A 5,411-nucleotide genomic window follows, 5' to 3' on the forward strand; every position below is an offset into this window, starting at 1 on the left:
GTTCTCAAAATCAGTGGAACTGCATGACAAAGTTATCGGGCACTGTCTGACGATAAATCATTACCAATAAATTGGAGTCATTACCCAATCCACGATGTATCACCTCTGCTTTGTAAAACCCTCTTATGCTCTCCGCCATTGCATTGTCGTATGAGTCGCCTGTAGTACCTATTGACGCCAGCAACTCTGCATCCTTAAGCCGCTGTTTGTACGCCAGTGCCAATACTGAGAACCTTTATCTTAGTGATGGATGGTGCCGCATGGACGACGAGCCCCCAAAGCCTGCTCCAGAGCATCCAGCACAAACGCTGTTTCCATCGACGATGAGACCCGTCAATCTACGATCCGGCCAGCGAACACATCAATGATGAGCACCACGTAAGCAAAGCCCTGCCAGGTGCTGATATAGGTAAAATCAGCTACCCAAAACAGGTCTGGCCGTTCTGCCACGAACACGCGGTTCGCCCGGTCGCCAGCGGTTCCTTCTTTCTGGCTGACCTATGCTCTGGAAACCGCGGAAGACATGCAGTGGAACTAGCGTCTGCTGAGCGATCGGGAATGCTCCGGCCGCAACGTTGTGGCATTCAGTTCGGGCATAAACGGAATTTATCTCTCACGGGGTTATCTCGATGTCGCTTTTGACGACAGCGGCCGACAGATAAATCCGCTGACAGTGCGTCTGACGGGTAACGTAGCAGGAGTGATGAAGCTATTTAATCGCTGTGCCTGGCAGGTAGAGCCTGAATCTGGTACCTCCCTGCCCTACCGGTATTCGTTGATGGTCAGACAGGGAGTGCCAGGAAAGGGGGATTAGTGGCGGATCTGTGACAGGTCGTTTTCAGACAGACCTGTCATTTTCATGACGGTATTGTGGTCGATGCCGTTTTCCAGCATGGTACGGGCAACTTCGAGCTTACCTTTTTCAATACCGCGTTGTTCACCGAGCTGCAGACCTTCAGCTCTGCCCTTCTCGATACCTTTCTGTTCAAGTTGTTGAGCGATGGTCATTAGAGCGTCTCCGTGTTGCGGCACACGCTGTGCCAGTTCGCGAACAAAAGCTTCGGCGTCCGCAGTTTCGCCTGCCTGTAATATATAGTGTACCAGCGATATGACCTGTGATGAAGACAGATATCCCGCCAGCAAAATGGGTGCCAGCCGGTCTACCAGTTCTGCCAGGTCCCGCTGATGAATGTGTTTCTGCAATAACGTCAGGGCGGCCATACTGCGATGGCCAGCAATTTCATCATCCGGAATGACAGTAACGTCTACCAGCGGGAAAGCGCTGCTGTAGAGTTTGCCTGCCAGCGCCGGATCGTCAAACTCATCTAACCATCGGGTGGAGTACGGATAAGGGCTGCGCTTACCCTTATAGAACAGCACCGGTATCACAAGTGGCAGTTTTTTATGCCCTGCCTCCAGGTGGCGCTGCATGGCGGCTACCGCATAGCGTATCAGGCGGAAAGCCATGTGTTTGTCTGGCGTTGACTGGTGCTCAACCAGAACATGAATATATCCGTCGCCGGCTGTAGTTTTCAGGCTGTAGAGGACGTCGCTGAAATACTGGCGGAGATCATCCTCAACGAACGAGCCGGATTCCAGTTTTAGCGTGCTGAGATCGCAGACTGCACGCAGCTCTGCAGGCAGGTGAATTTCCATGAAATCACGTGCAATATCAGGTTGCGTCAGAAACTGCCTGAATGTGGCATCGTGGGGAGTGGGTGTGCTGCTTTTCTTCTTCATCAGCCTGGCTCTGAAAAATGGTCCTAAGATGTTATCACAGCCCGGAAAGAGCTAACATTGGCGGTTAACGGAATGGCCATTCTTCCAGGGGAGTGTACCGGGGTGGTTCAGTCCCCTCTCATTTATTCTGATAACTCCGGGCTGACTGCATCGTCATGCAGGCGCATGATGGTTTGTACATATAATAAAGTGGCCCGAAATAAAGGGCCGTTTTAAATAAATACAGGCTTTAAAGTGGTTTTTACTAACCTTGCATACTCAAATGTAACCGGCGGAAATCATGGTAAATTACAGGATTCATAAATTTACTGAATTTAGTTTTACTAACCGCTGTCAGTAAAGCTTCACAGTATTCTTTATTTCCACTGGTTGTGTAAGCTTTAATAACTGTACCATCTTCTGCAAAATGAATGTGTAACCTGCATTCTTTCCTTTTCCACCTTTCTGGACTGGTAAGATTGGCATTTAATGCATCTCTGATTTCCCTAGCCTTTTCTCCCCATTCATCCTGATCGTCCCAGCGACCCGAACTGCAACTGCCGGTTGCGTACGTTTTGTGGCATCCGGTTGGATGAAGTGGTGAGGGTGAGCAACCCGTTAAAAACAATCCCACAATCACCACCAAAGTGAATTTAATTTTGAAGATATTCAACCAGCTCATAATTTACAGTACCTTTTAACCAGATTCATTTTTAATAATGGCATTTTATCCATAAGACCTGTGAAACTGAATTTTTTCTTTCTGGAATCCATTTCTGGACTGACCCCACCCCGGTAGACGATCCTGCCCTATAGTTTGAGCATAGCAACTGTCTTTCGATCGCGACTACGAAGCATGCTGGTGATACATCAGATCCCATCCTTCACTCTTTTTCAGTATTGCGTTCAAGATGGTCAGCAATTTTCTGATGCAGGCCGTCAGTGCAACTTTTTTGGGCTTTCCTGCGGCAACCAGGCGTGTATAGAACTCCTTTATTACCGGGTTGTGCCTCTTCCCAACCAGAGCTGACATATAGAGAGCTGTACGGACGGAAGCTCGTCCTCCGAATTCTGTTCGGCGACCGCGCATCGTGCCGGAATCCCAGTTTACTGGAGCAATCCCAATTAGAGCGCTAATTTCACGTCGAGAGAGCGAACCAAGCTCAGGAACTTCAGCCAGCAATACAGCAACAGTCGCAGCCCCAACACCTTTAACTGCACTCAGTAGATCAGATAACTCACTGAAATGGTCCTTGATGTGAATCGCCATTTCACCTTCAATGCGAGCCAGCTCACCCTTCAGTGCCGAAATAATTGATTTGATGCTTTCATAACTCTGAGGATGCGAAGAATCTAATTGGTTTCGTTCGGCTGTAAGCATGATTGTTAGTTGTCTGCGTCTGACCACCATCGCTGTCAGAATCTGCCTGTGTGCATCAGGCAAGGGACGGATGTATTTTTCCCGTTCCGGGTGCTGGTTAATCACTTCAGACATCTGAAGCAATACTCTGGCATCGATACGATCCGTCTTCGCAAGATATCCCATTGCACGGGCAAAATCTCGAGCCTGACGGGGGTTAATGACGACAACGTCAAAGCCTTCTGATTGAAGATGACAAGCTACACTTGGCTCCAGCCCTCCTGTCGCTTCCATGAGGATCAATCATGTCTCATTTCGCTTTAATTCTCCGATAACTTGAGTAAAACCGTCACTTCCATTTGGTACAGTGAACTGGCTGGCGTTATTGCTGATTGCAATATCCAGAGTACCTTTTGAAACATCTATGCCTGCACAACGTTGATTTGACACGCTCATCTATCCCCTTCCTTGCAAATACGATTTGAAGTTCGGACAACTGTTCAGGCTTCAGATGAACAGCTCAGCCTGTGCGGCAATCGCTATGCTACGGGCTTCAATAACCCCAGGAGGAATAGGACTACACAGATCTTGCCAAATCTAAGCCTGTTCATAGTAATCCACTTTCGAGATATAAGGAGGAGCGTATGGACACACCACGATTTACACCTGAATTTAAGGAAGAAGCCGTCCGTCAGATAACGGAACGCGGTTATTCCGTCGCCGAAGTTTCTGACCGGTTGGGCGTTTCAGCAGACAGTCTCTATAAGTGGTTGCGGACTATTAAACCCGATAAAAGCGAGCAGCATGCCCGTGATTTACTGGAAGCGAAAAGCGAGATCCTGAAGCTCAGGGCCCAACTGAAGCGCACTGAGGAAGAACGGGACATACTGAAAAAGGCCACGCGGTACTTTGCAAGGGAGCCCGACTGAAGTACCGCTTTATCAATGAGCACCGCACTGTATGGGGTGTCATGACGATGTGTCGGATGTTGTGCGTTGCCCGGGCCGGGTTTTATGCGTGACTGTATAACCCGGTCTCCGCGCGGGATATAGATAACCAGCGTCTGCAGACGCTAATCCGTGACTCCTGTTCACTGAGCGGAGGCGTATACGTTTACCGCCGGGTTCATGGCGACCTGAACGAAATCGGGGAAACCTGCGGTAAAAACCGGGTGGGCCGTATTATGCAACTGAACCGGATTAAAGCCGTGCGCGGCTATAAAGCTCCGCGTCGCATCGCTGGCTGACCTTCAGTGGTTGCGCCTAATCGTGTGCAGCGGCAGTTTAACGTTGTCCGGGCTAATCAGGTCTGGATCACCGATATTACTTATATCCGCACCTGGCAGGGCTGGCTGTATCTGGAAGTGGTTATCGATCTCTTCGCCCGTAACGTGGTTGGCTGGTCGATGAAGCCCAAACACACTCTCGCGAACTCGCGCTGGACGCTCTGATTATGGCCGTGTGGCGTCGAAAACCGGACGGCGAGGTTATCGTACATAGCGATCAGGGCAGCCAGTACGGCAGTGACTACTGACAGCGCTTCCTCCGGGCTAATAACCTGTCACTCAGCATGAGCAGGCGCGGCAACTGCTGGGATAATGCGGTGGCCGAATCGTTCTTCAGTTCGCTGAAAAAAGAACGGTTCAGAAAACGCATCTATAAAACCTGGGATCTGGCCCGGGCGGATATCTTCGATTACATTGAAGTATTCTACAACCGGGCTCGGCGCCACAGTCATCTCGGCGGTTCCTCATGTGACTTATGAATACATGACTAACATCGCAGTGTATTAATCAACGGGGAGCAGGTCAAGAAAGTTGGGAGCCTTACCCAATCGGCTGAACTCATTCGGACTTTCAGTGAATGACCACTCCCCTCAAGAAAAAGTCAATATAAATAATTTTACTGGTCATTTAATTCACTAAATGATGATTACGGGACTAAAAAACACATATATTTTCTTTTTACCTGTTGAGGTAGTACTACAATCATAGTACACACATTATACAATCGAGATAAACATGATCTTTGAACGTATTAAACCAATCGAGCGTTCTGAAAGGGAGAGTTTTTGCCAAAACATTGCTGCTAAGTACAGATTTAGGGTTAAGCATCTGCCATTTCTTAGCCTCGAAAGAATTGAGGCCCAGAAACCGATCATGGAAGAGATAAAAAACTGGATTGATTCGAACAAGTTGTCTGAGACTGAAATCATCGAGCTAAACGAGCGTATCAGAGTCATCATTCACAACAATATTGATTAAAAGATGGATACGGCTAATGCTAAATAGCTGATCCTAATACCGCTACACTTTTGCGAGACCATGTCGGCC

The 5,411-nt window shown here is 48.6% G+C and carries 4 protein-coding genes and 4 pseudogenes; 4 read left to right on the forward strand and 4 right to left on the reverse strand.

From position 1 onward, the window contains the following. On the forward strand, positions 1–70 hold a 70-nt coding region (locus IBT46_RS27815; RefSeq protein WP_370569562.1), incomplete at its 5' end, for an IS1 family transposase. Positions 71–91: 21 nt separating this feature from the next. On the opposite strand, the pseudogene IBT46_RS26780 reads toward IBT46_RS27815, so the two are convergent. Continuing rightward, positions 92–471: pseudogene (locus tag IBT46_RS26780) on the reverse strand (DDE-type integrase/transposase/recombinase); the annotation flags it as partial. 16 nt (positions 472–487) lie between these two features. Here IBT46_RS26780 and IBT46_RS27505 point away from each other — a divergent pair. Beyond that, positions 488–814: pseudogene (locus tag IBT46_RS27505) on the forward strand (hypothetical protein); the annotation flags it as partial. Here the strand turns inward: IBT46_RS27505 and IBT46_RS26785 are convergent. The 3 genes and pseudogenes from IBT46_RS26785 to IBT46_RS26795 all read right to left on the reverse strand — a co-directional run bounded on the left by IBT46_RS26785 (position 811) and on the right by IBT46_RS26795 (position 3,535). After that, positions 811–1,740 carry an Rpn family recombination-promoting nuclease/putative transposase gene (locus IBT46_RS26785; protein WP_200548101.1) on the reverse strand — a complete coding sequence of 310 codons (930 nt, stop codon included), beginning with the start codon at positions 1,738–1,740 and terminating at the stop codon, positions 811–813. The pseudogene IBT46_RS27505 and the gene IBT46_RS26785 sit on opposite strands and share 4 nt — an antisense overlap. 244 nt (positions 1,741–1,984) lie before the next feature. Further along, on the reverse strand, positions 1,985–2,401 hold the full coding sequence (locus tag IBT46_RS26790; protein WP_200548102.1) for a cell envelope integrity TolA C-terminal domain-containing protein: 417 nt from the start codon (positions 2,399–2,401) through the stop codon (positions 1,985–1,987). Positions 2,402–2,566: 165 nt separating this feature from the next. Continuing rightward, positions 2,567–3,535 (reverse strand): annotated as a pseudogene (locus IBT46_RS26795) (IS110 family transposase). 188 nt (positions 3,536–3,723) lie between these two features. Here IBT46_RS26795 and IBT46_RS26805 point away from each other — a divergent pair. Further along, positions 3,724–4,843 (forward strand): annotated as a pseudogene (locus IBT46_RS26805) (IS3 family transposase). A gap of 256 nt (positions 4,844–5,099) precedes the next feature. Beyond that, entirely contained in the window at positions 5,100–5,342 is a 243-nt protein-coding gene (locus IBT46_RS26810) for a hypothetical protein (protein WP_200548104.1), read from the forward strand. The last annotated feature ends 69 nt before the right edge of the window (positions 5,343–5,411 follow it).

The sequence above is a fragment of the Erwinia sp. S38 genome (genome assembly GCF_016624545.1).
GTDB classification, from domain to species: Bacteria; Pseudomonadota; Gammaproteobacteria; order Enterobacterales; family Enterobacteriaceae; genus Erwinia; species Erwinia coffeiphila.

Bases quoted from the DNA above. Each gene is read 5' to 3' on its own strand.
- IBT46_RS26785 (WP_200548101.1), bottom strand. From the start codon at position 1,740: ATGAAGAAGAAAAGCAGCACACCCACTCCCCACGATGCCACATTCAGG.
- IBT46_RS26790 (WP_200548102.1), bottom strand. From the start codon at position 2,401: ATGAGCTGGTTGAATATCTTCAAAATTAAATTCACTTTGGTGGTGATT.
- IBT46_RS26810 (WP_200548104.1), top strand. From the start codon at position 5,100: ATGATCTTTGAACGTATTAAACCAATCGAGCGTTCTGAAAGGGAGAGT.